We start from the raw sequence: 24,948 nt of genomic DNA, 5'->3' as shown, positions 1-24,948 counted from the left end.
GAAGTTGTTTTTTTAGAGGTACCTGACTCCTGTGGATTGTTTGGTTCTCCGCGTGGTTTTCCACACGGGGAAAACGTTACACAGAGGGTGGGGATCAGGAAAATGATTCAAAACAAGGGGTTTGGATTCATTCACTGAATCCGGAGTCTGTGGATGGGTGGGAATCTGTGGAAAACTGTTGGGAGATTCCGTTTTCCCACGCTTTCAGGTTTTCCTCGCCCACATAGGCAAAAACGCCTTGAACGTGGGCAAAACCATGTGACTTATCGACAGGCGGTTGGAAGGCCGCTAGTGATCCATAAGAACAAACCGTGATTACCAAAATGACTCTCACAGGGATATCCACATGCAGGAAAGACTGATCCTTGCGTCAGGATCAGAGATTCGGGCACAATTGTTGCGCAACGCCGGTCTTGATGTTGAAATCATCCCCGCCCGCGTCGACGAAGAGGCGATCCGCGCCGCTTTAGAGGCAGAGGACGCAAATCCCCGCGATGTGGCGGACGCTTTGGCCGAAACCAAAGCGCGCAAGATCAGCGCAAAGCATCCTGACGCCCTTGTTTTGGGCTGCGATCAGGTGTTGGCGCTGAAGACGCGCGTGTTTTCCAAGCCTGAAACGCCCGATATGGCCCGCGAACAGCTGATGGCGCTGCGTAGTCAGCAGCACATGTTGATGTCGGCGGTCGTGATCTATCAGGGGGCCGAGCCTCTTTGGCGTCATGTGGGCATCGCGCGCCTGCGGATGTCGAACTTTTCAGACGACTATCTGGATGATTATATCGCGCGGAATTGGGACAGTATCCGCCACTCGGTCGGCGGATATAAGCTTGAGGAAGAAGGCGTGCGTCTATTTGCCAGTGTTCAGGGTGATTACTTCACAATATTGGGTTTGCCACTGGTCGAACTGTTGTCTTACTTGTCGGCGAGGGGGAGTATCAGAGCATGAGTCACACCAACATACCGCTTGCGGGGGTGATTGGTTGCCCCGTTGGCCATAGTCTGTCGCCGCGCCTTCATGGTCATTGGTTAAAGCGTTACGGGATCGCGGGGCATTATGTACCGCTTGAGGTTCAGCCCGATGATCTGGTCGAAGTTCTGGGCGCCATGAGCCGTATGGGTTTTGTCGGTGCGAACGTGACTATTCCCCATAAAGAGGCCGCTTTGCGTCTGGCCGATCAGGTCTCGGACCGTGCGACCCTGATTGGTGCCGCAAACACGCTGATTTTCCGTCCCGATCACACGATTTATGCCGATAACACTGACGGTTACGGCTTTATGCAGAACCTTCGGCAGAATTGCCCTGATTGGAACCCCAAAGCCGGCCCCGCAGTGGTGATCGGTGCGGGCGGTGCGTCGCGGGCGATTATCGTGGCGCTGCTGGATGCGGGCGTGCCCGAAATCCGCCTGACCAATCGCACGCGCCTGCGCGCGGATCAGCTAAAGTCCGAATTTGGCGGCAAAATCTCGGTCTATGACTGGGTGCATCTGGATCGGATGCTGGAAGGTGCTGCTACGCTGGTAAACACCACCTCGCAAGGGATGGTGGGGAACCCGCCGTTGAAGATTAACCTCAGCGATTTGCCCACCTCGGCTCTGGTCACGGATATCGTGTATACCCCGCTGGAAACGCCACTGCTGGCGCAGGCCCGTGAACATGGCTGCCGCACGGTGGATGGTCTGGGGATGCTGCTGCACCAAGCGGTTCCGGGCTTTTACCGTTGGTTTGGCACCCAGCCCACGGTGGATGAGGAATTGCGGCAGGTGGTTCTGGGATGACCTACCATCTGGGGCTGACCGGATCGATCGGCACCGGAAAAAGCACCACTGCGCAGATGTTCGTGGATCTTGGCTGCGCCCATTGGGACGCAGATGCAGCCGTGCATCGCATTTACGGCGTGAATGGTGCGGCCGTGGCCCCTTTGCAGGCGGCTTTTCCGGGTGTTGTGGTGGATGGGGCGGTCAGCCGCCCTGCTCTGCGGGCGTATCTTGGCGAAAATCCCAACGCATTTAGACAGTTAGAGGCAATCGTTCATCCTTTGGTTTCACAGGATCGCGACGCATTCCGCGCGGCGTGCACTGCCGATATCGCGATTTACGATATTCCCCTGCTGTTTGAGAACGGGACAGAGGCGCAGATGGACGGCGTTGCGGTGACTTCGGTCGATCCGGATACCCAGCGGGCCCGCGTTTTGGCTCGTGGTACGATGGATGCGGCCCAGTTCGAACAAATCAAAGCCCGCCAGATGCCGGATACAGAAAAACGTGCCCGCGCCGATTTCATCATCGAAACCGATACGCTAGAACACGCGCAGGCTCAGGTGGCCGCGATTGTGGATCAGATCAGACAGGGACAGCGCGATGCGTGAAATCGTTCTCGATACCGAAACCACTGGATTTGACCCCGAACAGGGCGACCGCATCGTCGAGATCGGCTGTGTTGAGCTGTACAACCACATGCCCACCGGCGAGACCTATCACGTCTACATCAACCCCGAACGCCCCATGCCCGAAGAGGCGTTTAAAGTGCACGGCCTAGGCGACGATTTCCTGCGCGATAAGCCCAAATTCGCTGAAGTGGGCCAAAGTTTTCTGGATTTCGTGCGTGACGCCAAGCTGGTCATTCACAACGCCAGCTTCGATATGAAGTTCCTGAACGCCGAGCTGCGCTGGATGAACCTGCCGCAGCTGCCCATGTCGCAGGCGCTGGACACGCTAGAGATCGCCCGCAAGCGTTTCCCTGGTGCGCCGGCGTCCTTGGACGCGTTGTGCCGCCGCTTTGCCATCGACAACTCGTCGCGGACCCTGCACGGGGCGCTTTTGGACTCGGAAATTCTGGCGGAAGTGTACCTGGAGCTGATCGGCGGGCGTCAGCCTGACTTTGGTCTGGCCACAGTGGATCACAGCACCGGCGCCAATGGCGAGGTTTGGCGTCCGCGTCCGCGGCCCAATCCTCTGCCCTCTCGGATCTCCGAGAAAGAGGCCGCCGCCCATGCCGAATTCGTGGCAAAACTGGGCGACAACCCGTTGTGGAACCGGAAATAACTGGTCACGCAGCCCTTAGTTGACTGCGGGTGCCTCGGCCTGCTGTGCCTGAGCGCGACGTGCCTGCTCGTTCATGTACAGCGCGACAAAGTCGATGGGCTCGAGGTTCAGCGGAGGGAAGCTGCCATCGCGGGTCACATCGCTAACGATGCGGCGCACGTAGGGGAACAGCTGACGGGGGCATTCGATCAGCAGGAAGGGGTGCAGCTGGTTTTCCGGCACGCCTTCGATGTTGAATACGCCGCCGTATTCCAGTTCCAGCAGGAACAGGGGCTGGTTGCCCTCTTTGGTGTTCGCCGCAACGTTCAGCTTCATGATGACTTCGTACTGGTTCGGCGCGGTGCGCTTTTTGACGTCCAGTGCGACGTTTACTTTCAGCTCGGGGGTGGTGTCACCGTTGGCGCCTTTTTGGGCCAGGATGTTTTCGAACGACATGTCCCGGATGTACTGGGCCAGGATGTTCATCTTGATCTGGGGCTGCTGCGCCTGGGGCGCCGCGCCTGCTGTCTCTTCGGTCATAACTCGCTCCGTTGGAAATTCTTTGGGACTGGTGTTATCACTTCACACCCAGCGCCTCAATGGCGAGTCCACCCGCTGGGACCGTCGGGGCGATCCTCTTTCGGACGTGTTTCATCAATCACTTCGTAATCCACGTCGATCGTGTCCGATCCGGGGCCGCTGCGGTGGTAATGACCGCCCTGTGAGGATGCGTGGAACGTCTGCATCTTCATCCGGCCACGCATCTGCTTAAAGACCGCCGTCCGCACACCGGGGATCAGCAGCAAAAGACCCATGGTGTCGGTGAAAAAGCCCGGCGTCAGCAGCAGCGCGCCCGCAAACAGGATCATCGCCCCGTGCGCCAAATGTTGCGAGGGGTCCGACATCTGGGTCATGGACTGCTGCAAATCGCGCAGGGTTTTCAGCCCCTCGGATTTCACCATGTAGCTGCCTGCGATGGCGGTCAGAAAGACGATGGCCAGCGTGGGCCATAGGCCAATCACGCCTCCAACCTGAATAAACAGGCCGATCTCGATCATCGGAACCAGCACAAAAGCCAGAAGCAGCCACATTTTTCGTCTTCCTTCGCGTCAAATCGTCATCCCGCCCGCTATTGGCGCGGGGTTCGCAATTACATAGGGGCTTTGTGCCCCGCTTACTATTCTTGCACGGAAAAACCCGCGTTTTCCGGCGAGAAACAGCGAAACGCTACGAAATCCTGACCGATTTAGGCATTTTTGACGGGTCACCTGCATTGTGCTTCGGTGGACTTGCCCCCATCTGTGACATACATAGATTACAACGGCATTCGACGGCGGCCGACCTAAAGACGAGGAACTGATGAACACTCCGATCGTGCAACTTCTGGTGCTGGCAGGCATCGCGCTCTTCCTGATTTTCCGGCTGAAAAACGTGCTGGGATCGCGGGAAGGCTATGAAAAGCCGCCCCTCGCCCGGAATGAGGCACCCTCTGAGAATTCGCGTCATTCGTTTGAGGTGATCGATGGCGGTCCTGATCGGGACATCATCGACCACGTTCCCGAAAGCAGCGATGCGGCAACCGCGCTGGCTGCGATGAAGAAGGCCGAGCCGTCTTTCTCGGTGACCGAATTCCTTCAGGGTGCCCGCGGCGCGTATGAAATGATCCTGATGGGCTTTGAAAAAGGCGACATCCGCGATCTGGAGCCGTTTCTGGACGAAGAAATCTACGAAAGCTTTGCAGCGGTTGTGGATCGCCGTGCCGATCAGGGGCTAACCGTGGATGCCAGCTTTATTGGTATCCGCGAAATGCAGCTGGTTGATGCGAGTTTTGATCAGGCGACCGGCGAAGGCGAAGTCACTGTGCGCTATGTGGCCGATCTGACCTATGAGGTCCGCGACGCCGATGGCGAAGTGGTCGAAGGCGATAAAAAGCAGATCAAGCGGCAAAAGGACGTTTGGACCTATGCCCGCGTTATGGGCAGCGACGATCCGAACTGGCAACTCGTCGCGACCGGGGAATGATCCGGTCCCTCGGCGGCATTCTTCTGGCGCTGTCCCTGTGGGTGGCGCCTGCCCTTGGCGAGGAACCCGTGACCCAACTACTGAGTTTTGACGATCTGGATGGATGGGCCAGCGACGATCACGGCGCGGCCCTTTCCGCGTTTCTGGAGACCTGCGGTGATATGCGCGGTCCTGACTGGCAAAGCCTGTGTTCCGTTGCCAAGGACCAGACCGCCAACCCCCGCGCTTTCTTTGAATTGTTCTTCCGTCCCGTTCTGATCACTGACGGGGCCGATCCCCTGTTCACAGGGTATTTTGAGCCGGAACTGGATGCTTCTACCCGTCAGTCGGGCCGTTTTCGCTATCCCCTTTATCGGATGCCGAAAGAGGCCCGCGCTAGCGGTCCGTGGCTGACCCGTCGCCAGATTGAGGAAAGCAACCAGATGACCGGTCGCGGCCTTGAGATTGCCTATGTGGACGATCCGGTCGAGCTGTTCTTTCTGCAAATCCAAGGGTCAGGCCGGTTGCGCATGACCGACGGGCGGATGATGCGCGTGGGCTATGGCGGGGCGAACGGGCACACCTACCGCTCGATCGGGCAGGAACTGGTGCGCCGAGGCATTTTTGAAAGCCATCAGGTCAGCGCACAGGTGATCCGCAATTGGGTGCGTAATAACCCCGTCGATGGGCCAGAGCTGCTGCGGCACAACCCTTCATATGTGTTCTTCCGCGAAGTGCGGGGCGTTCCTGCGAACAAAGGGCCTTTGGGGGCGATGAACCGTTCGATCACGCCGATGCGCTCGATCGCGGTGGACCCTGCGTGGGTGACCCTTGGCAGCCCCGTCTGGGTGGAAAAAGAGGGCGCGATGCCCATGCGGCGCTTGATGATCGCGCAGGATACCGGATCGGCCATCAAAGGGGCGCAGCGGGCGGACGTTTTTGTCGGCACGGGCGATGATGCAGGGCGTCTGGCCGGAGAGATGAAGGACAGCGGCCGCATGATTGTGCTGATGCCGATCCAACGGGCCTTTGCCAGCCTGACCGAGGATCCGGCCGGATGAGCCGTCGCCGCAAGCTGAACCCCGACGAAGAAGAACTATGGGATAAGGTTCGCCGCACAGCGGACCCCATGCATCCCGTGCGCCGCAAAAAACGGATCGACGATGAGGCCGAATGGCTGCCCAAACCCGTCCGAAAGGCGGTGCCCCGCTCGGTCGACACGCCGGCAGAGGTGACAGCGGGCCTGAAGCCCTTTGTCATTGGCTCAAAGGCCAAGCTGGGCCGCAAGCGTACCCATGATCTGGCCCCCGCGATTGAAGACGATATCGCGGGCGCGCCTTTGAACATGCATAAAAAGACCCACACCCAGATGAAGCGGGGCCGTCTGGACCCCGAAGCGCGGATCGACTTGCACGGTCTGACGCTGGCGCAGGCGCATCCGACGCTGGTCGCCTTTATTATGCGCAGCTACACGGCGGGTCATCGTCTGGTTCTGGTGATTACTGGCAAGGGTAAGGTCAAGGACACCAACGGCCCTATCCCCGAGCGTCACGGGGCGTTGCGCCATCAGGTGCCGCACTGGCTGCAAATGCCGCCCTTGTCACCTATCGTGCTACAGGTCCGCAACGCGCACCTGAAACACGGCGGCGGCGGCGCATATTACATCTATCTGCGCCGCAACCGGTCTTTGTAAGCGCCGTTACAGCACGTAACGGCTGAGGTCGGTCGAGGCTGCCAGATCGCCCACATACTTGCGCACATATTCCGCGTTGATGGTGATCAGCTGCTCGCCCAGATCGGGGGCCACAAAGGACAGTTCCTCGAAGACCCGCTCCATCACTGTGTAAAGGCGGCGGGCGCCGATGTTCTCCACAGTGCGGTTCACCTCGGCGGCGATGCGGGCAATCTCGGCGATGCCGTCTTCGCTGAATTCAATCGTGACGCCTTCGGTCTTTAGCAGCGCCGCGTATTGGCGAGTTAGCGCGTTGTCGGTCTCGGTCAGGATGCGGACGAAATCGCCTTCGGTCAGCGCCTTCAGTTCCACGCGGATCGGCAGACGGCCCTGCAATTCAGGCAGCATGTCCGAGGGCTTTGCGATGTGGAATGCGCCTGAGGCGATGAACAGGATGTGGTCCGTGCGGATCGGGCCGTGCTTGGTGCTGACGGTAGTGCCTTCGATCAGCGGCAGCAGATCTCGCTGCACACCTTCGCGGCTGACATCGCCACCACGGGCGTCCGAGCGGGCGCAGACTTTGTCGATCTCATCAATAAAGACGATGCCGTTCTGCTCGACCGCTTCCAGAGCGGCGCGTTTGATCTGTTCGTCGTCCAGCAGCTTGTCGGCCTCTTCGCCCATCAGCAGCTCATAGCTGTCGGCTACGGAGACCTTCTTGCGGACGGTGCGGCCACCAAAGGCCTTTCCGAACATATCGCCAAGGTTCAGCATGCCCATCTGGCTGCCGGGCTGGCCGGGAATGTCCATCATGCCGCCCAGAGGGTTGGTGCTGTCCTGCACTTCGATGGTGATTTCCTTGTCGTCCAATTCACCCGAGCGCAATTTCTTGCGGAACATCTCGCGGGTGCTGTCGCGGGCGTCTTCGCCAGCGATGGCGCTGATCACGCGTTCCTCGGCGGATTCGATGGCGCGGGATTTCACGTCTTCGCGCATGTTCTCACGGGTGGTGATCATCGCGGCATCCATCAGATCGCGGATGATCTGTTCCACGTCGCGGCCCACATAGCCGACCTCGGTGAATTTGGTCGCCTCGACCTTCACAAAGGGGGCGCGGGCCAGCTTGGCCAGACGGCGGCTGATTTCGGTCTTACCGACGCCGGTGGGCCCGATCATCAGGATGTTCTTGGGGTACACTTCGTCCTGCAGCGCGGCGGGCAGATGCTGCCGACGCCAGCGCGAGCGCAGAGCGACCGCCACGGCGCGCTTGGCCTCGGCCTGACCGATGATAAAGCGGTCCAGCTCGCTGACGATTTCGCGCGGGGTGAGATCGGACATGGAAATCTCCTGTAATTGGGCGGGCTGCGCCTGAGATAGGCAGCGCCGCGCCCGAAATAAAGCCTTAGGCCTTGATCGTTTCGATGGTCAGGTTGCCGTTGGTGAAAACGCAGATATCGCTGGCAATCGCCATCGCCTTTTCTGCGATCTCTTGGGCCGAAAGGTCGGGGTTTTCCGCCAGACCACGGGCCGCCGACAGGGCATACATGCCGCCCGAACCAATCGCCGCGATGCCGTGTTCGGGTTCCAGCACGTCACCTGCACCGGTGATCACCATCAGTTCCTTGCCGTCGGTCACGATCAGCATCGCCTCAAGCTTTTGCAGGTATTTGTCCGTGCGCCAGTCCTTTGCCAGTTCCACGCTAGCGCGGGCCAACTGACCGGGGGTGGCCTCAAGCTTGGCCTCAAGGCGTTCCAGCAGGGTGAACGCGTCTGCGGTCGAGCCCGCAAAGCCCACCACAACCGGATGCCCGCCGGGGGTGATACGGCGCACCTTGCGGGCGCTGCCTTTGATCACGGTGTTGCCAAGGCTGACCTGACCGTCGCCGGCCACGCAAACCTCGTCTCCGCGGCGGACGCCGATGATCGTGGTGCCGTGCCAGCCGGGGAATTCGTTCTGTGACATTGCTGCCTCTTGAATGCTGATACGAAAAAGGGCGCCCCGTTGCAGAGGGCGCCCTTGAAAGACGTGCGGGCGGGCCGCCTTAGATCGAGTCTTCGATCCACGACTTCAGCGCGGCCTTGGGGGCAGCACCGGCGCGGTTCGAAACAACTTCGCCATCCTTGAAGATGAACAGCGCGGGGATACCGCGAACACCCAGCTGCGACGCCCACTGCTGGTTGTTGTCTACGTCCACTTTCACGACTTTGATCTGGCCTTCCATCTCGGACGACAGTTCTTCCAGAACGGGGCCGATCTGTTTACAGGGGCCGCACCATTCGGCCCAGAAGTCTACGACCACGGGAACAGAGGAATTTTTCACTTCGGCATCGAAGGTTTCGTCGGTAACGGCAACAGTGGCCATATCTCTCACTCCTAAAGCGGGCTCTTGGTTGATGCGGAACGTAAGTGCGGGCAAGGCCAGCGTCAAGCAAGCCCTGCGCGTACCAGCGCTTCACGAAGCAGTGTATCGGGCAGTTCTGTCAGGGTTCTGGTGTGCGTCCAAAGCAGTTTTGCCACGATCTTATGGGTCGGGTACAATTGCGCCAAAGCGGCCTGATATGCAGCCATTTGCCGCAAAAGCCCTTCTGGAGTCTGCTCTGGCGCATCCGGAACGGTTCTGTTGGTCTTGTAGTCGATCACCTCGATCAGCCCGTCTTTCATCACCATGCAGTCGATCTTGCAGTGCAAGGTCTGCCCGTTGAGGGATGTGGTCAGTTCGACCTCTTGCAAGGTGTCTTGCGCGAACAGATGGGCCAGTTCGGTATCTTCCAACACGACAATTGCCTCGGCCTGTGCCATCAGCGCGACCGACGGTTCTTTTCCTGCCAAAAGACGTGCGGCGGTGCCTTCCCATTGGGCACGCGGGCGCGTTGGCAGCACCTCAAGCAGTTTGTGGATCATATCGCCGTAGTCCATCGCCGCGTCTTGATCGCGGCCAGCATCGCCCGGTAGCGCCTTGGCCCCGCCAAGGTCCGAGGCCGTCCGCGCCCGCACGCTTACTGGCGGCAAGGGAGGCTGTGTGGTGGCATAGGCGGGCAGCGTAACGGTTTCCTTAGTGGCACGGGGCATATCCTGCACCGGCAGCCCGTCCCAATCCCCGTGGGTCAGGCGCAAACCTTTGCCAAAGCCGTAGTCGTGTTCGGGCGTTTCCTGATCCTGTAGGGCCTTTTCCACGATGCTGTACCAGCTTTCGGGGTACTTGCCCTTGTCCTTGGCCCCCGCCACGATCAGCCACTTTTCTGCCCGCGTCATCGCCACATAAAGCAGGCGGAAGCGTTCATCATTCTGGCTTCCGACAATCTCGGCGTTCGAGGCATCCATGACCGCGGGCCGCTCGGCGCTGGGTTGGCGCCACGCGTGGATATCGCCCACGGGCAGAATGTCGTTGCCCTTGGGGGCCTGCCGTTTGGCGGCGTCAGGCAGGATCACAATCGGCGCCTCAAGCCCTTTCGAGCCATGCACCGTCATCACGCGGATCTCATCTCCTTCGGCGTCGATCTGGCGTTTGATCTCTAGATCGTCGGTCTGCATCCACGTCAGAAAGCCGGTCAGATCGGGCACGTCTTGCGCTTCATAGCGCATGGCTTGGGTCAGTAGGGCGTTGATGCCGTCCTCGGCCTCGGGGCCTAGTCGGGACAGCAGGTTAAAGCGCCCTTTGTGGACGGTCAGGATGCGTTCGATCAGATCAAACGGGCGCAAAAAGTCCGCGTGGTTCCGCAGGTCTTGCAGGGTGTCGATGGTGTCCTTGTGTTCGGGCGTATCGCGCAGCGCGGCCCAAAGGCGCGGCTGCCTTCGGGTATGGGACAGGCTGAACAGCTGCTGTTCGCTCCACCCGAATAGGGGCGAGCGTAGGGCCGTGGCCAGCGCCAGATCGTCTTCTGGCAGGGCCAGAAACGCCAGCAAGGCCCCAAGATCGCGCACGGCCAATTCGCCGCCCACCTTCAGACGGTCCGATCCGGCGATGGGCAGTTCTTCGGCCTTACAGGCGCGGATCAATTCGCTGAACAGGGCGCTGCGGCTTTGTACAAGGATCAGGAAATCACCGGGGCGCACCTTTCGGCGGATGGTCTGTCCTTTGATCTCATCGGGAATAGTCTCGCCCGCGTCGATCATTCGGCGGATTTCCATTGCGATCTGACGGGCCAACTGGATTTCGGGGGAAGAGCTGCCAATGCGATCCACCGGATCGTACCAAAGGGCGTCTTCGTCCTCATCATTGGTCTTTTCAAAGAACGGCCACAGGTCCACGCGGCCCGGCAGGGCGGATTTGAACGCGCGGTGGGTGGCGCTTTGGCCGACTTCGCGCGCAAAATTCTCGCGGAAGACATGGTCTACGCTGTCCAGAATGGCAGCGGACGAGCGGAAGGAATATTGCAGTTCCATCGATTGGAACGGCGCGTCGACCGTTTGCAGATCATGCCGGAACCGTTCCATCATCGCGTCAAAGGCGCGGGGGTCGGCCCCTTGGAAGCTGTAGATCGATTGCTTTTTGTCGCCGACCACAAAGATCGTCCGCTCGACATCCGAACGGGCCCCTTCGCCGCTGGTGAATTCCTGCGCCAAAGCCGCAATCACCCGCCATTGTGACGGGCTGGTGTCCTGCGCCTCATCCACCAGAATGTGGTCAATGCCGCCGTCCAGACGGTACAGAACCCATTGCGCCACTGCCGCGCTGGTCAACAGCTGGCCTGCCTTGCGGATCAAGTCGTCAAAGTCCAGCGCCCCGCGCATCTGTTTGGCCTGCGCATAATGGGTTAGGAATTCGGCGGCAAAGTCATTCAGGCTAAGGGCCTTTTGCGCTGCCGACAGGGCCAGCCGCTGGCCGCGGGCATCCTCGACCCGCCGCATCAGGTTTTCCAGCCTGTCCATCAGGTGGGCGGCGGGGCCTTTTTGCACGGCTTTCTTCGGCAGACTGCCGATTTTGGCGGTAAAGGGCTCTTTCGCGCCGCTGCCGGTCAACAGAACGTCCTCAAGGATCGTCAGGGCATTCAGGTTCAGACCGGTGATGCCTTTCAGTTTAGTCGCGGCCTTTTCGTCATTGCCGCCCGAGGCATCAAGGATCGGGATCAGTTCCGCCAAAAGGTCCGCCTCATCCCCCAAGAAGACCCGCCCCAGCATGTCGCGGGTGGTGAAACCGGCGGGCAGATCAAAGGCTTTCCAGATCGCATCACGCCCCGGATGGGGCAGCAGTTCGTCATGGCGGCTGACGATGGCGGACAGCAATGAGGGCAGGCTCATTTCGTCCAAGTAGCTGGACAGCCCGTCCAGCAGCGCCGGTTCGTCCTGGTTAATGCGCTCTAGCACCTCAAGGCGCAAAAGCTGCGCGGCGCGGTCTTCCATCTCGGTAAACTGGGGGCTGACGCCGGCTTCTAGCGGGAAACGGCGCAGCAGCGATCCGCAGAACGAGTGGATGGTCTGGATTTTCAGGCCACCCGGCGTCTCAATCGCGCGGGCAAAGAGCGTGCGGGCGTGGGCCAGACGTTCGGGGGTGATCAGCCCCTCTTCGCCCATATCACGCAGCTGCGCCCGCAGCGAATCCGCGTCCAGCATCGCCCATTCCCCAAGTCGCTTGAACAGGCGGTTCTGCATCTCGGATGCGGCGGCTTTGGTGTAGGTCAGACACAGGATGTGCTGAGGCTCGACCCCAGTCAGCAGCAGGCGGGCTACGCGGTCGGTCAGCACACGTGTTTTGCCCGAGCCTGCGTTGGCGGCCAGCCAAGTGGACATATGCGGATTTGCGGCGCGGATTTGCGCCAGCGTTGCGTCGTTCATCGCACTCATTTCAGGACCTCCCGTTCTGGGTGGTCCGTGGCTTCCCATTCGCCAAAGCGGGCCAGTTGGTCATAGTCCCCTTCGAACCCTTCGTTCTTGGGCGCCCGCCGCGAGGTATAGCCCTGTTCGGGATCGCGGTAGGCACTGAGCAGCGCGTGGAATTCGGCCAGAATGGTGCTGGCTTCGGTCTCTTCCACGGGGGCGGATTGTTCTTTCATCTTGCTCAGGGCGATGTAGCTGGCGCGGGCGACTTCGGTCGGGGGGATGTTTTCAAAGGCCCCCTCTTCGGCCATCGCCGACATCAGAAGCAACTGTTTATCATAGTACTTCTGTTCCGGCCCCGTGGGTGCCGCGCCGCTTTTGTAGTCATAAAGAACCAGATAGCCCCGATCATCCGTGTCCATCCGGTCTGCCTTGGCGCGAAGGGTGAACTTGGCGGTCTCCATCACCAGCTTGCCGTCGACCTCCCACGCGGTGGGGTGCTGGTGTTTTTGACGCTCTGCCTCGCAGGCGATGAACCAGTCGGCGAACTTCTGGATGCGCGACATGTAGAAGGTGCGGGTTACGGACCACGGCACTTCGGCGTTGATCACGCGCTGGGCGATGGTCAGAAGGCGGTCTTTGTCCTCCGGCGCGCCGGTGACGGGGGCCGATTTCACGAATTCTTCCAGCACCGCGTGCAGCACCGTGCCGCGCAGGCGGGCGTCCGGTTCACGGGACAGCGGGTCGAGCGGGCGCAGGCGCAGGACGTGCTTGGCGTAGATCGCATAAGGGTCGCGGATCAGGGTCTGCACCTCTGTCACCGACATAGCATCGGGGCGGGCCGAGACCGGCGGACAAGGGCTGGGCCGTTTGGCGCGGGGCACGTCACCGAGACGCTCAAGTTCCTCGGCATAGCGGACCCAAAGATCGCCGCGGTCCTTCATCCCTTGCAACGCGTCCCGCCCGCCGGTGTCAGGCAGACCGTTCAGCAGGTTCATCAAACGGTTCAACCAGCGCGAGGGCACGGACTGCGCGTCCTCGGACCGGATCGCGCGGGTCAGCACAACTTCGGGCGCGGTGATCGCCTGCTGAAAGTCATGGGCCGAGAGGCCGATCTGCCGTTCCGGCAGCAGCAGTCCCACACGGGCCCGCATGGCTCGGTTCAGCCACGGATCAGGGTTTGGCGCACCGGGCCACATGCCTTCGTTCAGACCCGCAAGGATCATCACATCGGCGCGGCCCACGCGGGCCTCTTGCGTGCCCCAGATTGCTGCCATGGGATGGCCTGCGTCACGGTCGCGGACCTCTTCGGTGGCCAGAACGCCGTACAGCAGTCCTGCGTAATCGTGGGCGGTCAGATCGCCACAGGCGCTGGCTTCTTGGCGCAATTCCTGGATCACGGGTTTTGCGGTGCGGCCCGCAGCCTCGGCCCAGAGGGGGGCGGGGTTGCCGTCGGGACCGGCCACGATGTTTTCGGTCCGGTTCAGGTGATCTTCGACGTAGTTGGTCAGGGGCGCGTCGCCCAGATCGGGGACGCTAAGGATCGTCTGTTCGATCCAAGTGATCCAACCCTCAATCCCTTCGTCCTTTTCGGCGCGGGGCGTGGCCCATTTGCGCAGCCAGTCGCCATCAGGGAACGCACAGCCTTCGCGACGCACGGCAAGTTCAAGTTCGCGCGTGCGCAGCAGGTGTTGGCCGCGCCGCAGGACGCCTTGATCATTCAGTTCGTTTTGCAACGTCGGGCTGCCCGCGCAGGTCAGCGGGTGTTTCAGGATACGCAGCAGCGACAAAGCATCCACGCGCTGGCCGTAAAGATCCGCCACTTGTCGCAACAGACGACCGGGGGGCGAGAGGGGCAGCGGCAGGCCGGTGGAATCGTCCGGCACAATGCCCCAACGGCCCAAGGCAGCGCGGACCTGACGGGTTAGCATGCTGTCAGGGCTGATAAGCGCGACGGATCGGTTCTGCTCTAGCGCCTCACGCATGATCAGGGCGATGGCCCCTGCTTCTAGGCGGGGGCTTGGTGCCTCGACCAAGGTCAGACCTTCGCAAGCGCGGTCGAGATCGGGCAGCGCGGGGCCTTCGGTCAGCCACGCATCGGTGACCGGCGCAGGACGCAGTGCCAGAGACAAAAGGCGGTTGCGCGCGGGGCTGGCGGGGGCGCCGTCAGACCACATCTGCACGTCATCGGGGGCAAAACCGATCAGGTTCATGAGGCGGCGAAAGCGGTACTGGGGGTGATCCTCGGCGGTCAGGGCATCACCCATCCCGTCCCAAACATTGGCGGGCAGATCGGTGTCATAGCCCGGCAGGATCACCGCCCCTTGGGGCAGATGCGCAACCGCCTTCATAAACAGCGCCGTCGCGCCCCGCGAACCGGTTGAGCCTGCGACGATCACCGGATGGCTTGGCGCGGCGGTTTCCCATGCCTCGCACAGAGCCTCGACAATCGCGCGGCGGCGGCCTTCGGCATCGGGGCGGTCTTCGCTGTTCTCGATGAATTGCTCGACGATGTTCACAAAGGTCAGCGCCCGCTGCCAGTGGCCCGACTGGTCGGTCACGTCCAAGCCGCGCAGGGCCTCTGGCACAACGCCTTCGCCCTGCATTTCATCCAGCAGACGCGCCAGCGAGTCCGCCAGATCGAACAGGGCCGAGCGTGGTGCCATGTCCGGTGCGCTGGTCAGAAGTTGGCGGATCAGTGTCACCAGCTCCAACCGCTTGCGCAGGGATGAAATCGGCGCAGGCAGCACATCAGGTCCGGGCAGGTGTCCCAGATCACCGATCAGCCGGATACGCGGCAGGAAACGGGGGCCGTGCTTGTCAAAATGGGCGGTGATGATCCGCTGCATACGGGGCGTGGCCACATACAGTTCGGCCCGTGCCTGTTGTTCAGGGGGCAGACGGTCCAGACGCGGGATCAGCCCGCGCACCAGTTCAGCAGCAAAGTCCACGCCATGAGGCAGGCCGAAAATACGGGGGCCGGTGTGGGGATCAAACAGAGCCATTATGTTGGTCCAGCATGTCTTCGGCCAGTTGGATGCCCGCAGGGTGTCCCACGTCGCACCAGAGGCCGGTGTAGGGAAGAATGAACAGCCTTTGCCGCGCAATCATGTCATCCCAAAGGCGGTTGAGCGAGAAAACCTGATCGTCAATCACAGCCAGCCCTTGGGTCTTGAGGATCTGCACGCCGCTATAGACCAGACCGGGGCCGCGGGTGGCGGGGCCGTGATCGCTGACGAAATCCCCCTGCCCTTTGTGGCCGATGGCTTGCGGCTTTGGCAGGCACAGCAGCAGGGCCTCCATCACGTCGGGGTTCCAGTGATCAGCCAGCATCCGCAGCGGATTGGGACCGGCCCACACCGCGTCGGTGTTCATAGTGAACACTGTCTGATCACCCAGCAACGGCAAGGCGTGGCGCAGCCCGCCGCCCGTATCAAGGATGGTGTCTTCATGGCTGGTCACGACGTCCTGCCCGTCTAGGTGCGCCACGATTTGGGCGCCCAGATAGTGGCTGTTGACGACCGTGCGCGGCGCGCCTTCGACCCGTACCAGATCAAGGGCATGATCCAGCAAGGGCTTTCCGGCGACCTCGATCAGAGGCTTCGGACGGGTGTCGGTCAGAGGCTTCATTCTCGTGCCGAAACCGGCTGCAAACAGCATGACGGGATGAGGCAGGCTCATGCGTCCTCTCCGGTCAGGGGCGACAGGATCGCGGCGACCTCGGTCATTGCGGGATGGCCAAGGTTGGTGCGTAGGTGGTCTAGCACGCGGGGGACAAAGGCCAGATAGCGGTCTTTGCCGTCGCGGGCGGCGAGGCGGGCAAAAATCCCCAAGATACGCAGGGCGCGTCCGGTTCCAAAGACCGCATAGGCGCTGTAGAAATCATGGCTGTCGCGGTCAGTGCGCGACAGATAGTGAAAGGTCATTTCCTCGGCCACGGTGTCATCCACATCGCGGCGGGCATCTTGCAGCAGCGACACCAGATCATAGGCCGGATGGGCCAGACAGGCGTCTTGGAAATCCAGCAGACCTGCGCGCGCGATGCCCTGCCTTTCAGTCAGCAGCATCAGGTTTTCGGCGTGGTAGTCGCGCAGCATCAACACGCGTTTTTGCCGGTCAAAGGGCAATGCGGCGCGGATCAGGGCGGCGTGCAGGGCGTCCCTTGCACTGGCGTCCAGCGTAGGACGATCCGGCAAGGGCCAGTCAAACAGCAGCATCGCCTGATCCGCCATCATGCGGGCGTTATAGACAGGCAGGCCTTCAGGCGCGGGGCGTTCGTGCAGATGCACCAGCACATCTGTCGCCAGCCGGTAAAGCGGCATGATCTGGGCGGGGTCCTCTGCCATCTGGCGTGCGAAAACGCCGTCGCCAAAGTCCTCTAGCAACAAGAGACCCGCCTGAGGGTTCCCAGACAGAATCTTCGGCGCGCTCAGGCCAATGCCGCGCAGGTGCCGCGCCAGACGGGCAAAGGAGGGGGTGCCGCCAGCCTCGCCCTTGGGGGCCTGCATCAGAATGGCGCGATCTTCGCCGCGGGTAAGGCGCGTGTAACGTCGGGATGAGGCATCACCTGCCAGAGGCGTGGCATCTGCCTTGTCCCAACCGGCCAGTTTCAACAGGGTTGCTGTGTCCATCATGCCAGCGCCTCGATTTTCGAATTCCACGCGGGATCGCTCCAGCGGCAGGTCAGGCGGCGGGTGTCGTCGCCGGTTGTCTCAAGCGTCATCCAAAAAGCCTTATCAGGCGCGTCGGCGCCTAGGCGGTCGGGCCATTCCACAAGGCAGATGGCGTCTTCGAACGCTTCATCCAGACCTAGTTCAATCGCCTCATCGGGATGGGACAGGCGGTACAGATCGCTGTGCCAGATCTCACAGTCCGGCCCCTCATAGACCTGCACAATTGTGAAAGTTGGCGAGGGGATATCTTCGGGCGCGGGCAGAAGCGATTGGATCAGGCTGCGGGCAAAGTGGGTCTTTCCCGCGCCGATCGGCCCTTCCAGAAACACAACATCCCCTGCCTCCAAGAGGGGGGCAAGGGACTGTGCGAAGTGAGCGGTGGCTTCGGGTGAATTCAGATCAAATGTGCGTTCCATCGACCGCGAAGATGGACTGGCTGTTCGCGGCCTGCAAGCGGCTAATGGGGGCCATGCGCTGGGGGGTCGAGACAGCGCGATCATCCAAGCGGATCATGATCCCGCCGCCGACAACTGGCGTGACGCGGACCAAGGCGTTGGCCAGCCCACCCAACTGTGTGCGGAAGGACCAGGGTTCGCGGTCGCTGACCTGCGTGGCATAGCTTTCCACATCGTCCCAGAACCCGCAGCCACCAGAGGCGTTGCGCCAAAGCGCCAGCGCCTGATCCAGCCGCGTCGGGCGTTCGTCCGTGAGCGAGGCCCAGACCGAATTGAACGCACGGTTGGAAAAGCTAAGACGTCCGTCTTCGGCGAACACGCAGATCGGCTCTTCAAAGCTGTTGAGGGTGGATTCATTCTGCCGGATGCGCGACCGGATGCCCCGAGTAGCGGAAAGTTCGCTGGATATATCTTCCATCAGCAGCGCCACGGCCCCGTTGCGATAAGCCTGCGCTGTGACCCGATAGGTCTGGCCCGAGGGCAGGCACCACAACTCGTCCAGCAGATCATTGCCCGAGCCGCTTGCCTCAAGCGGCAGCCCTTCGAAGCGGGCGCGCCAATCGGTGTAGTCGCGAGGTTCGGGCAGCATTCCCCTGCCGCGCATTTCGTCCAGAAACTGGGTGATGGTGGGTTTGCGGCTAAGCGTGGTGACCGGCAGGGTGGTCAGTTCCATAAGGGCGGGGTTGAACAGGATCAGATTGCCTGCCTTGTCGAAAATCCCGATGCCCACGGACAACTGGGCAAAGGTTTTTGTCATCGTCTGGACCAACGCACTGGGTTCTGTCGAGATCGCTGGTGCCCTCGCGAGGGCGGAACTCAGATCGACGGGCGTTAGCCCATCTTTAAGATTCACCCCTGACTCTTCTTTGCGAGATTTCGCTTCTTCTGCCCGTCCTGTTGCTTGATTGCGGGTCAAGACCATAATTGCCAATGCTGCGATTGATCCGGCAACAATCGCGGAACTTACTAGTAACATTAACAAATGCGGAGGCATGGGGGGCAACGGCGGCATGACTCAACTCCCTCGATAACACCGCCAGAGTAGAATGACCTTACGTTATTGCAACTCTTGATTTGAAAGTATCACTTAAATATCGGGTTTTCCGAGCCAATTTGACCCAGTTTTTCGCGGTCAGCGACGATTTTGGCGGCGGGCCAGACAACTTGGACGATAGCGCCGCACTGTTCAACCATATGTGATTCGGGGTCGGATGCGTCCCGACCATTGGCAAAAGTCAACTCTGCCCCCGATCGTTCCAGCAGGGTTTTGGCGATGAACAGTCCCAGACCCATCCCCTCATATTCTGGGCGTTTTTTCATATCCTGCTCGGCGCGGCGGCGTCTGACAAAGGGGTCACCGATACGGCCGATGATGCTGGGGGGAAAGCCGTTGCCGTCATCGATGATGCGCAGTGTGATCTGATCGTCGGTCCAACGGGCCTCGACCCAGACTTTGCTGCGCGAGAAATCCACAGCGTTCTGTACCAGATTGCGGACACCATGCAGCAGCTCGGGGCGGCGGTAGATCAGCGGCGCGTTCATTTCGGTATCGTCGGGCCACGAGAAGATGACCCGTGCGCCGCGATCCAGATGCGGTTCAGCCGCGTCTTGCAGGACAGTGGTCAGGGGCGCCATGCGCAGGTGCAGATCATCTTTGCCCGCGCGTCCCATGCTGCGCAGGATATCGCGGCAGCGGTCGGCCTGTTCGCGGATCAGCATGGCATCGGCCTTGAGTTCCGGCAGGTCGTCCAGCTCTTCGGCCAATTCGGCGCTGGTCAGTTTGATCGTCGCCAGCGGCGTGCCAAGTTCGTGCGCCGCAGCGGCAACAACGCCGCCAAGGTCGGTCAGCTTCTGTTCCCGCGCCAGTGCCATCTGCGTGGCCTGCAGGGCATCGGACATGTTGTGCATCTCGGTCGCGACGCGGCGGGCGTAGAGGCCAAGGAACAGAATGCCGATCACAATCGCGGTCCATGTGCCAAAGATGAACAGTTGCGGGATCGCCATGATCTGGCCGTCATGGGTGACAAGTTGCAGGTGGAACCGCGCCAGAACCGTCACAACCACCAGCGCTGTCGCGCCGAGGATCAGGTAGGACCGCCGGCTAAGCGCCGCAGAGGACACTGTCACCGGCCCAAGGATCAGCAGGGCAAAGGGATTGTGCAGACCGCCCGTCAGATACAACAGGAACCCCAGTTGCAGCAGGTCGAACAGCACCATGAGAAAGTTCTCGGTCTCGGACAGGCGCTTGTTTTCGGGAAAGACGAACAGGGCGATCAGGTTGCCGATGACCGAGACACCGACGGTCATATAGGCCAACCCATATTCCAGTTGCAGTCCGACGATGCGCTGTGCCACGAGGATCGCGGAAAGCTGGCCAAGGATGGCCAGCCAGCGCAGCAGGATCATGGTGCGCAGTCGGACATAATTGCCGCGACCTTCAAAAGCGAACGGGGAAAGGTTGGTTTCGGCCATTCTGGTTCCTAGATGCGTTGCGACAAGGTTATCCATTGTTAATGGCGCCCGTGGATGGGATCAACGCCGCGCCATAGCTGGAAAGAGAGTATTCGGATGCAGAAGTTTTTCGCGATAGGTGCCGCAGTAGTTCTGGTGGCTGTGGTTGGTGGAACCGCAGGTTACGTCATGACCCAAGGGGACAGTGACGATAAATTCGCCCAGTGCCGTGCTTCGACTGTGGCGGGCGGTGCCGGTGCCCTTGGCGGGCCGTTCACTCTGGTCTCGGAAACCGGCGCGACGGTGACCGACAAGGATGTGATCACCGAGCCGTCTCTGCTGTATTTCGGCTATACCTACTGCCCCGACATCTGCCCCTTTGACGTGTCCCGCAACGCGCAGGCCGTCGATATTCTGGACGAGCGTGGCTATAGTGTGCAGCCGGTGTTCATCAGCATCGACCCTGAACGCGACACCCCCGAGGCCCTGACCGAGTTCACCGATAACATGCATCCGCGGATGCTGGGGCTGACCGGCTCGGCCGAGCAGATCAAGGCCGCCAGCAAGGCCTACCGCACCTATTACAAAAAGCAGGAAGACGGTGATCCGGAATATTATCTGATGGACCACTCGACCTTTGCCTATCTGGTACTGCCGGAAGAGGGCTTTGTTGAATTCTTCCGCCGTGAGGTAGAGCCAGAGCAGATGGCTGATCGCATCCAGTGTTTTTTGGATGAGATGTGATCGCGGCGAATGTTTGACGCCCCCTACGGATCGCTCTAGAAATAAATACTAGCCTATAAGGCTTTGGAGGGGGAAACGGGATGGCAGAAGCAATGCTGGACATCGGCGAAGACAAATCCTTGTTGCTGGTAGACGACGATGAGCCGTTTCTGAAACGGCTTGCCAAGGCGATGGAGAAACGGGGATTTGAGGTCGAGACAGCGGGCTCGGTCGCTGGTGGCAAAGCGGTTGCCACGGCGCGTCCCCCAGCCTTTGCAGTGGTTGATCTGCGGCTAGAAGACGGCAACGGTCTGGATGTGGTCGAGTTGCTGCGGGAAAAGCGTCCCGATGCGCGGATCGTGGTCCTGACCGGTTACGGCGCGATCGCCACGGCGGTTGCTGCAGTGAAAATCGGTGCGACCGATTATCTGTCAAAGCCTGCGGATGCGACCGACATCACCAACGCTTTGCTGGCCACGGGTGACGAACTGCCTCCGCCGCCGGAAAACCCCATGAGCGCGGATCGTGTCCGTTGGGAACACATCCAGCGCGTTTATGAGCTGTGTGACCGCAACGTTTCGGAAACCGCGCGTCGCCTGAACATGCACCGCCGGACTTTGCAGCGCATTCTGGCGAAACGTTCGCCTAAATAAGCTGAAGCAGCTGGTTCACCCGCGCGGTATAATCTGCGCGGACCTCGACCGGCGGGCGCAGATCAATCGTTAGATCTTGTAGCAGGGCGTCCTTCGGGCGCCCGAAGATTTTGTTGGCCTCGGCCTCTTCGAACCCTGCGATCTGGACGGCCTCTAGCCAGGCGCTGACCTTGTCGGCCCGTTTGATCGTGGCTTTGACGGTTTTGGGCAAAGCAGCGGGCAGTCCAAAGCGGATGTGGATGGCTGCGGTCAGGCGCAGGTCCAGCTCTCCGTAACCAGGGCCGACAGCTGCCTTTACAGGCGAGATCATGTCCCCGATCACATATTCAGGCGCGTCATGCAGCAACGCAGCCAGCAGCCATTTGGCAGGAGCCTTGGGGTTCTGCATCCGGTAGATGCGTTCCACCAGCAGCGAATGTTCGGCCACGGAGTATGGGTAATCCCCGATCGTCTGACCGTTCCAGCGGGCCACAAAGGCCAGACCGTGGGCGATGTCTTCGATCTCGATATCAACGGGGGTGGGGTCCAGCAGGTCCAGCCGCCGCCCCGACAGCATTCGTTGCCATGCTCTGACCGGTTTCGCCATGTGCCTCTCCTGCGCGCTTTTTGCCGGAGTATTGGTCATGGATGGCGAAAAGAAAAGTGGCGCGAAGACGGATCCCCGCGCCACACTGCCCTTCCGGGGGGGTTAGGCAGTTTTCTTGCGGCGACGCATCAGCCCCAGGCCTCCAAGCGCCGCCAGCAAGGCCGCACCGGTCGCAGGAAGCGGAACCGGTGAGATTTCATGCAGCTTTTTGCCGTACTTCATCAGGTTCTTCGCGTATTTGTCGTGGAACCCGTGTTTGACGTTCTTCAGATAGTAATCCAAAGGAATTGTCGAATAATGGACCTTACCCTTGCCGAAAGCGTAGGTCATTTCGGTCGCGCGGTGGGATTTGGACTCGCTGGTCATGATGACCTTGGTGCCCTTGGGCGCGCTACCTTTTTTGACCCAGCCAACAGTCCCGACTTTGCGGTGATCAAGCGAGTCATTGTCCAGACCGCGGGTAACCACGGTGCTATCGTCGACAATGTCTACATCGCCCTTGCGATGGCGGACGAACTTCATGTTCTCGCTGCCGGGTAGAACCTGACCTGCATCGCGGACGTTGCGGTCATTATACACCAGAACGCCGCCTTCACGGACCCACTGCTTGATCGCATTAGAAGCCGCGATCATCTCTTGGTCTTGCTTCTTGGACTTGCGGTTGGTCATCCAAAGCACGTCCAGACCTTTCAGCGAGTCATAGCTGAGATCGTTCATATCCTTGTAGGTCTGGCCGGTGGATTCGACGACGCGCTTGGCTGCTGCCTTCGAATCACCGTTGTTGCTCCAATAGCCGACCGACCCGGCCAGCGCTGGTGCAGCTGTTAGCGCAACTAGCGGTAACGCCAGCGCTATCTTACGGTTAATCATATTTGCCCCCTGCAAATAATAAAAATACACAGAGAAATAATTAAAGTTTGCAAAAGTATACTTATGCGTGTGCTGTGTGTAACCAGACATATCACAACTATAGCGTGTGTCATAAAATTTTCGGTACTTACATCCTTCGGGTTTGGTTGTCCGCAGGGGGGCTTGGTGCTAGATCGGCTGCTAAAGTAACTCTGAAAGGATGCCGCCCATGGCCGCAGATTACATTGTAAAAGACATCGCTCTGGCGGCGTTTGGCCGTAAAGAACTGGATATCGCCGAAACCGAAATGCCGGGCCTGATGGCGCTGCGCACGGAATATGGCGAAAGCAAACCGCTGAAAGGCGCCCGTATCGTTGGCAGCCTTCACATGACCATTCAGACCGCGGTTCTGATTGAAACACTGGTTGCCCTTGGTGCCGACGTGCGTTGGGCCTCGTGCAATATCTTTTCGACACAGGATCACGCGGCTGCCGCTATCGCTGAGGCGGGCATTCCGGTCTTCGCGATCAAAGGCCAGAGCCTGGAAGAGCATTGGGACTATCTGGACCGCTCGTTCATGTTCCCTGAAGGGCCGAACATGATCCTGGACGATGGCGGCGATGCGACCCTTTACGTTCTGCTTGGCGCCCGCGCCGAAGCTGGCGAAGATCTGGGCGTTCCCACCTCGGAAGAGGAAGAGGTGATCCACAAGCAGATCGCCAAGCGCATGGCCGCAAGCCCGGGCTGGTTCACCAAGACCCGCGATGAGATCAAAGGCGTTTCGGAAGAGACCACCACCGGCGTTCACCGTCTGTATGAGCTGGTCCGCAAGGGCATGCTGCCCTTCCCCGCGATCAACGTGAACGACAGCGTTACCAAGTCGAAGTTCGACAACAAGTACGGCTGTAAAGAGTCGCTGGTTGACGGTATCCGCCGCGCCACTGACACCATGATGGCCGGCAAGGTTGCTGTTGTCTGTGGTTATGGCGACGTGGGCAAAGGCTCGGCGGCATCGCTGCGCGGCGCAGGTGCCCGCGTGAAAGTGACCGAAGTCGATCCGATCTGCGCCCTGCAGGCGGCGATGGACGGCTTTGAGGTTGTGGTTCTGGAAGACGTGGTTTCGACCGCGGATATCTTCATCACCACCACCGGCAACAAGGACGTTATCCGCATCGAGCATATGCGCGAGATGAAGGATATGGCGATCGTCGGCAACATCGGCCACTTCGACAACGAAATTCAGGTCGCGCACCTGAAGAACCACAAGTGGACCAACATCAAAGAGCAGGTGGACATGATCGAGATGCCCTCGGGCAGCCGTCTGATCCTTCTGTCCGAAGGCCGTCTGCTGAACCTTGGCAACGCCACTGGCCACCCGTCGTTCGTGATGTCGGCGTCCTTCACCAACCAGGTGCTGGCGCAGATGGAACTGTGGAACAACGGCGGCGACTACAAGAATGAGGTCTACATTCTGCCCAAGCATCTGGATGAAAAGGTCGCGCGCCTGCATCTGGAGCGGATCGGCGTCAAGCTGACCAGCCTCAGCAAAGAGCAGGCCGACTACATCGGCGTGACCCCTGAAGGCCCGTTCAAGCCCGAACATTACCGTTACTGACCTAGCGTCATTCGGGAAATTATCGCGCCAGATGCAACTCTGGCGCGATTTTTCTTTGGTGGTTGCCAACCTTCTGTCTAAGCTTCGACTGTCGCCAGTGGCGCGACAAAGAACAGAGGGAGAGTATGATGGGTAAGCGGGACGACCTGATCGCGAAATATGCGGACGATCTCAAAGAAAAATGCGGCGTGACGCCTGATATGGACCTGCTGACCAAGGTCACCATCGGTTGCGGTCCGTCGATCTACAACGCGGATGCCTCGACCGTTGCGTCTTCGCAGGAAGGCGAATTGGAAACGGTCAAAAAGAATTTTCTGATGAAGAAGCTGGGTCTGTCTGATGGGCCAGAGCTGATGGACGCGATCAACAGCGTGGTCGAAACCTATGGCCGGTCCGAGCGGAACAAGTACCGCGCCGTGGTCTATTACATGCTGGTCAAGCACTTCAGCAAAGAGGCGGTCTACGGCTAAGGCCCTGCCCTATGGGGGCGGCGA

25 protein-coding genes are annotated in these 24,948 nt (G+C 60.2%); 11 read left to right on the top strand and 14 right to left on the bottom strand.

From position 1 onward, the window contains the following. Positions 1 to 346: 346 nt before the first annotated feature. Genes CLV74_RS05710 through dnaQ form a run of 4 tightly spaced genes read left to right on the top strand, consistent with a single transcriptional unit; the run spans position 347 to position 3,042 of the window. Entirely contained in the window at positions 347 to 946 is a 600-nt protein-coding gene (locus CLV74_RS05710) for a Maf family protein (protein WP_106263272.1), read from the top strand. Next, positions 943 to 1,776: a shikimate dehydrogenase gene (locus CLV74_RS05705; RefSeq protein WP_106263271.1), complete on the top strand. Its 834-nt coding sequence runs from the start codon at positions 943 to 945 to the stop codon at positions 1,774 to 1,776. The genes CLV74_RS05710 and CLV74_RS05705 overlap by 4 nt, the downstream gene beginning before the upstream one ends. Further along, positions 1,773 to 2,366 carry a dephospho-CoA kinase gene (gene coaE / locus CLV74_RS05700; RefSeq protein WP_106263270.1) on the top strand — a complete coding sequence of 198 codons (594 nt, stop codon included), beginning with the start codon at positions 1,773 to 1,775 and terminating at the stop codon, positions 2,364 to 2,366. The genes CLV74_RS05705 and coaE overlap by 4 nt, the downstream gene beginning before the upstream one ends. Beyond that, positions 2,359 to 3,042, top strand: coding sequence for a DNA polymerase III subunit epsilon (gene dnaQ / locus CLV74_RS05695; protein ID WP_106263269.1), 684 nt, complete (start codon positions 2,359 to 2,361; stop codon positions 3,040 to 3,042). Before coaE ends, dnaQ begins: the two co-directional genes overlap by 8 nt. Positions 3,043 to 3,057: 15 nt before the next feature. On the opposite strand, the gene secB is transcribed toward dnaQ, so the two are convergent. After that, positions 3,058 to 3,561, bottom strand: a complete 504-nt coding sequence (secB, locus tag CLV74_RS05690; protein ID WP_106263268.1) for a protein-export chaperone SecB — start codon at positions 3,559 to 3,561, stop codon at positions 3,058 to 3,060. A gap of 56 nt (positions 3,562 to 3,617) precedes the next feature. Continuing rightward, complete coding sequence (locus tag CLV74_RS05685) at positions 3,618 to 4,112, bottom strand: FxsA family protein (RefSeq protein ID WP_106263267.1); 495 nt, start codon at positions 4,110 to 4,112, stop codon at positions 3,618 to 3,620. Positions 4,113 to 4,380: 268 nt separating this feature from the next. Here CLV74_RS05685 and CLV74_RS05680 point away from each other — a divergent pair, with 268 nt between their 5' ends. The 3 genes from CLV74_RS05680 to CLV74_RS05670 are packed head-to-tail and all read left to right on the top strand — an operon-like array spanning position 4,381 to position 6,715. Continuing rightward, on the top strand, positions 4,381 to 5,043 hold the full coding sequence (locus CLV74_RS05680; protein WP_106263266.1) for a Tim44/TimA family putative adaptor protein: 663 nt from the start codon (positions 4,381 to 4,383) through the stop codon (positions 5,041 to 5,043). After that, positions 5,040 to 6,083, top strand: coding sequence for a murein transglycosylase A (mltA, locus tag CLV74_RS05675; RefSeq protein WP_106263265.1), 1,044 nt, complete (start codon positions 5,040 to 5,042; stop codon positions 6,081 to 6,083). The genes CLV74_RS05680 and mltA overlap by 4 nt, the downstream gene beginning before the upstream one ends. After that, positions 6,080 to 6,715 carry a Smr/MutS family protein gene (locus CLV74_RS05670; RefSeq protein ID WP_106263264.1) on the top strand — a complete coding sequence of 212 codons (636 nt, stop codon included), beginning with the start codon at positions 6,080 to 6,082 and terminating at the stop codon, positions 6,713 to 6,715. The genes mltA and CLV74_RS05670 overlap by 4 nt, the downstream gene beginning before the upstream one ends. A gap of 6 nt (positions 6,716 to 6,721) precedes the next feature. Here CLV74_RS05670 and hslU read toward each other — a convergent pair whose 3' ends face one another. The 10 genes from hslU to regB all read right to left on the bottom strand — a co-directional run bounded on the left by hslU (position 6,722) and on the right by regB (position 20,049). Then, complete coding sequence (gene hslU, locus CLV74_RS05665) at positions 6,722 to 8,032, bottom strand: ATP-dependent protease ATPase subunit HslU (RefSeq protein ID WP_106263263.1); 1,311 nt, start codon at positions 8,030 to 8,032, stop codon at positions 6,722 to 6,724. Positions 8,033 to 8,096: 64 nt separating this feature from the next. Beyond that, the gene (gene hslV / locus CLV74_RS05660; RefSeq protein ID WP_106263262.1) at positions 8,097 to 8,657 is read right to left on the bottom strand and encodes an ATP-dependent protease subunit HslV; all 561 of its coding nucleotides are present in this window, start codon (positions 8,655 to 8,657) and stop codon (positions 8,097 to 8,099) included. A gap of 79 nt (positions 8,658 to 8,736) precedes the next feature. Then, positions 8,737 to 9,057 carry a thioredoxin gene (trxA, locus tag CLV74_RS05655; protein ID WP_106263261.1) on the bottom strand — a complete coding sequence of 107 codons (321 nt, stop codon included), beginning with the start codon at positions 9,055 to 9,057 and terminating at the stop codon, positions 8,737 to 8,739. A gap of 62 nt (positions 9,058 to 9,119) precedes the next feature. Beyond that, positions 9,120 to 12,476 carry a double-strand break repair helicase AddA gene (gene addA, locus CLV74_RS05650; protein ID WP_106263260.1) on the bottom strand — a complete coding sequence of 1,119 codons (3,357 nt, stop codon included), beginning with the start codon at positions 12,474 to 12,476 and terminating at the stop codon, positions 9,120 to 9,122. After that, positions 12,473 to 15,454 carry a double-strand break repair protein AddB gene (gene addB / locus CLV74_RS05645; protein WP_245888469.1) on the bottom strand — a complete coding sequence of 994 codons (2,982 nt, stop codon included), beginning with the start codon at positions 15,452 to 15,454 and terminating at the stop codon, positions 12,473 to 12,475. The genes addA and addB overlap by 4 nt, the downstream gene beginning before the upstream one ends. Continuing rightward, positions 15,441 to 16,130 carry a nucleotidyltransferase family protein gene (locus CLV74_RS05640; RefSeq protein ID WP_106263259.1) on the bottom strand — a complete coding sequence of 230 codons (690 nt, stop codon included), beginning with the start codon at positions 16,128 to 16,130 and terminating at the stop codon, positions 15,441 to 15,443. Before CLV74_RS05640 ends, addB begins: the two co-directional genes overlap by 14 nt. Beyond that, complete coding sequence (locus CLV74_RS05635; RefSeq protein ID WP_106263258.1) at positions 16,127 to 17,083, bottom strand: aminoglycoside phosphotransferase family protein; 957 nt, start codon at positions 17,081 to 17,083, stop codon at positions 16,127 to 16,129. The genes CLV74_RS05640 and CLV74_RS05635 overlap by 4 nt, the downstream gene beginning before the upstream one ends. Further along, positions 17,080 to 17,538, bottom strand: a complete 459-nt coding sequence (tsaE, locus tag CLV74_RS05630; RefSeq protein ID WP_106263257.1) for a tRNA (adenosine(37)-N6)-threonylcarbamoyltransferase complex ATPase subunit type 1 TsaE — start codon at positions 17,536 to 17,538, stop codon at positions 17,080 to 17,082. Before tsaE ends, CLV74_RS05635 begins: the two co-directional genes overlap by 4 nt. Beyond that, on the bottom strand, positions 17,522 to 18,430 hold the full coding sequence (locus CLV74_RS05625) for a hypothetical protein (RefSeq protein WP_146134903.1): 909 nt from the start codon (positions 18,428 to 18,430) through the stop codon (positions 17,522 to 17,524). The genes tsaE and CLV74_RS05625 overlap by 17 nt, the downstream gene beginning before the upstream one ends. 230 nt (positions 18,431 to 18,660) lie before the next feature. Next, positions 18,661 to 20,049 (bottom strand): sensor histidine kinase RegB, encoded by a 1,389-nt coding sequence (regB, locus tag CLV74_RS05620; RefSeq protein WP_106263255.1) that lies wholly within the window; start codon positions 20,047 to 20,049, stop codon positions 18,661 to 18,663. Between the two features lie 96 nt (positions 20,050 to 20,145). Between regB and CLV74_RS05615 the strand changes: the two genes are divergently transcribed. Continuing rightward, positions 20,146 to 20,772 carry an SCO family protein gene (locus CLV74_RS05615; protein ID WP_106263254.1) on the top strand — a complete coding sequence of 209 codons (627 nt, stop codon included), beginning with the start codon at positions 20,146 to 20,148 and terminating at the stop codon, positions 20,770 to 20,772. A gap of 80 nt (positions 20,773 to 20,852) precedes the next feature. After that, positions 20,853 to 21,404 carry an ActR/PrrA/RegA family redox response regulator transcription factor gene (locus CLV74_RS05610; protein ID WP_106263253.1) on the top strand — a complete coding sequence of 184 codons (552 nt, stop codon included), beginning with the start codon at positions 20,853 to 20,855 and terminating at the stop codon, positions 21,402 to 21,404. Here CLV74_RS05610 and CLV74_RS05605 read toward each other — a convergent pair. Both CLV74_RS05605 and CLV74_RS05600 read right to left on the bottom strand, forming a co-directional pair. Beyond that, positions 21,397 to 21,990 carry an HD domain-containing protein gene (locus tag CLV74_RS05605; protein WP_106263252.1) on the bottom strand — a complete coding sequence of 198 codons (594 nt, stop codon included), beginning with the start codon at positions 21,988 to 21,990 and terminating at the stop codon, positions 21,397 to 21,399. The two genes, CLV74_RS05610 and CLV74_RS05605, sit on opposite strands and share 8 nt — an antisense overlap. A 102-nt stretch (positions 21,991 to 22,092) precedes the next feature. Then, complete coding sequence (locus CLV74_RS05600; protein ID WP_106263251.1) at positions 22,093 to 22,860, bottom strand: VPLPA-CTERM sorting domain-containing protein; 768 nt, start codon at positions 22,858 to 22,860, stop codon at positions 22,093 to 22,095. A 208-nt stretch (positions 22,861 to 23,068) separates the two neighbouring features. On the opposite strand from CLV74_RS05600, the gene ahcY reads away from it, so the two are divergent. Together ahcY and CLV74_RS05590 are read left to right on the top strand one after the other, a co-directional pair. Further along, positions 23,069 to 24,454: an adenosylhomocysteinase gene (ahcY, locus tag CLV74_RS05595; RefSeq protein ID WP_106263250.1), complete on the top strand. Its 1,386-nt coding sequence runs from the start codon at positions 23,069 to 23,071 to the stop codon at positions 24,452 to 24,454. 128 nt (positions 24,455 to 24,582) lie between these two features. Then, entirely contained in the window at positions 24,583 to 24,924 is a 342-nt protein-coding gene (locus CLV74_RS05590; protein WP_106263508.1) for a DUF2853 family protein, read from the top strand. The last annotated feature ends 24 nt before the right edge of the window (positions 24,925 to 24,948 follow it).

This window comes from Donghicola tyrosinivorans, assembly GCF_003003355.1.
Lineage (GTDB): Bacteria > Pseudomonadota > Alphaproteobacteria > Rhodobacterales > Rhodobacteraceae > Donghicola > Donghicola tyrosinivorans.
The sequence above is the reverse complement of the archived record's forward strand: the minus strand, read 5'-3'. Positions and strand labels throughout refer to the sequence as shown.

Bases quoted from the DNA above. Each gene is read 5' to 3' on its own strand.
- mltA (WP_106263265.1), top strand. From the start codon at position 5,040: ATGATCCGGTCCCTCGGCGGCATTCTTCTGGCGCTGTCCCTGTGGGTG.
- hslV (WP_106263262.1), bottom strand. From the start codon at position 8,657: ATGTCACAGAACGAATTCCCCGGCTGGCACGGCACCACGATCATCGGC.
- CLV74_RS05640 (WP_106263259.1), bottom strand. From the start codon at position 16,130: ATGAGCCTGCCTCATCCCGTCATGCTGTTTGCAGCCGGTTTCGGCACG.
- coaE (WP_106263270.1), top strand. From the start codon at position 1,773: ATGACCTACCATCTGGGGCTGACCGGATCGATCGGCACCGGAAAAAGC.
- CLV74_RS05685 (WP_106263267.1), bottom strand. From the start codon at position 4,112: ATGTGGCTGCTTCTGGCTTTTGTGCTGGTTCCGATGATCGAGATCGGC.
- CLV74_RS05610 (WP_106263253.1), top strand. From the start codon at position 20,853: ATGGCAGAAGCAATGCTGGACATCGGCGAAGACAAATCCTTGTTGCTG.
- CLV74_RS05600 (WP_106263251.1), bottom strand. From the start codon at position 22,860: ATGATTAACCGTAAGATAGCGCTGGCGTTACCGCTAGTTGCGCTAACA.
- regB (WP_106263255.1), bottom strand. From the start codon at position 20,049: ATGGCCGAAACCAACCTTTCCCCGTTCGCTTTTGAAGGTCGCGGCAAT.
- addA (WP_106263260.1), bottom strand. From the start codon at position 12,476: ATGAGTGCGATGAACGACGCAACGCTGGCGCAAATCCGCGCCGCAAAT.
- CLV74_RS05680 (WP_106263266.1), top strand. From the start codon at position 4,381: ATGAACACTCCGATCGTGCAACTTCTGGTGCTGGCAGGCATCGCGCTC.
- CLV74_RS05710 (WP_106263272.1), top strand. From the start codon at position 347: ATGCAGGAAAGACTGATCCTTGCGTCAGGATCAGAGATTCGGGCACAA.
- CLV74_RS05670 (WP_106263264.1), top strand. From the start codon at position 6,080: ATGAGCCGTCGCCGCAAGCTGAACCCCGACGAAGAAGAACTATGGGAT.
- tsaE (WP_106263257.1), bottom strand. From the start codon at position 17,538: ATGGAACGCACATTTGATCTGAATTCACCCGAAGCCACCGCTCACTTC.
- CLV74_RS05705 (WP_106263271.1), top strand. From the start codon at position 943: ATGAGTCACACCAACATACCGCTTGCGGGGGTGATTGGTTGCCCCGTT.
- CLV74_RS05605 (WP_106263252.1), bottom strand. From the start codon at position 21,990: ATGGCGAAACCGGTCAGAGCATGGCAACGAATGCTGTCGGGGCGGCGG.
- dnaQ (WP_106263269.1), top strand. From the start codon at position 2,359: ATGCGTGAAATCGTTCTCGATACCGAAACCACTGGATTTGACCCCGAA.
- CLV74_RS05615 (WP_106263254.1), top strand. From the start codon at position 20,146: ATGCAGAAGTTTTTCGCGATAGGTGCCGCAGTAGTTCTGGTGGCTGTG.
- CLV74_RS05590 (WP_106263508.1), top strand. From the start codon at position 24,583: ATGGGTAAGCGGGACGACCTGATCGCGAAATATGCGGACGATCTCAAA.
- ahcY (WP_106263250.1), top strand. From the start codon at position 23,069: ATGGCCGCAGATTACATTGTAAAAGACATCGCTCTGGCGGCGTTTGGC.
- trxA (WP_106263261.1), bottom strand. From the start codon at position 9,057: ATGGCCACTGTTGCCGTTACCGACGAAACCTTCGATGCCGAAGTGAAA.
- addB (WP_245888469.1), bottom strand. From the start codon at position 15,454: ATGGCTCTGTTTGATCCCCACACCGGCCCCCGTATTTTCGGCCTGCCT.
- secB (WP_106263268.1), bottom strand. From the start codon at position 3,561: ATGACCGAAGAGACAGCAGGCGCGGCGCCCCAGGCGCAGCAGCCCCAG.
- hslU (WP_106263263.1), bottom strand. From the start codon at position 8,032: ATGTCCGATCTCACCCCGCGCGAAATCGTCAGCGAGCTGGACCGCTTT.
- CLV74_RS05635 (WP_106263258.1), bottom strand. From the start codon at position 17,083: ATGATGGACACAGCAACCCTGTTGAAACTGGCCGGTTGGGACAAGGCA.